The organism is Corynebacterium sp. HMSC05D08 (assembly GCF_001807215.1).
Classification (GTDB): domain Bacteria; phylum Actinomycetota; class Actinomycetes; order Mycobacteriales; family Mycobacteriaceae; genus Corynebacterium; species Corynebacterium striatum.
Window position 1 is genome coordinate 1 of the sequence record NZ_KV788312.1, and the last position, 500, is coordinate 500.

The 500-nt window shown below is 54.4% G+C and carries 1 protein-coding gene; it reads right to left on the reverse strand.

All coding sequences use genetic code 11. The features are described from left to right. Positions 1-105: 105 nt before the first annotated feature. Positions 106-500: ATP-binding protein (locus tag HMPREF3148_RS03380; protein WP_168163005.1), on the reverse strand; the 395-nt coding region annotated here is incomplete at its 5' end.

Consider the following 500-nt stretch of genomic DNA (forward strand, 5'->3'; position numbering starts at 1 on the left):
TGTTTAGAAGACTGAAATGGTAGCGGCGTGGTGAGTATCCGGTAGCACCTGACTGAGTACCCGGTAGCGCAGGGATCACCCAGGTGCCACGGAGACGTTGGAGGGTTACTCGTTGGCTTCTAAGCGCATATTCGGTCCTTCCAGTGTGATGATCTCAGCACCAACGACAAGCCGGTTGAGAATCGACTCTGCAATGACCGCGTCAGGAATCGACGCATACCAGTCTTTCGGGGTGAACTGGGAGGTCACAATCGTCGAGCCGGTATGTTCGCGCGCGGCGAGGATATTAAATATCTGATGCGCCGTGGCAGCATCAATCGGCGTGGTTAAAAAGTCATCCAGGACAAGTACGTCCACGTTGTGGAGTTGCTCAATGAACTTCAACCGGGTGGGGTCATCGGGCTGTAAGACTGCAAGTTGTGTTGCAAGCATGTCCGTGCGGTAGAAACTCGCGGAGTAATCGTTGCGGCACGCCGCGTTGATTAATGCTTGGGCCAGGT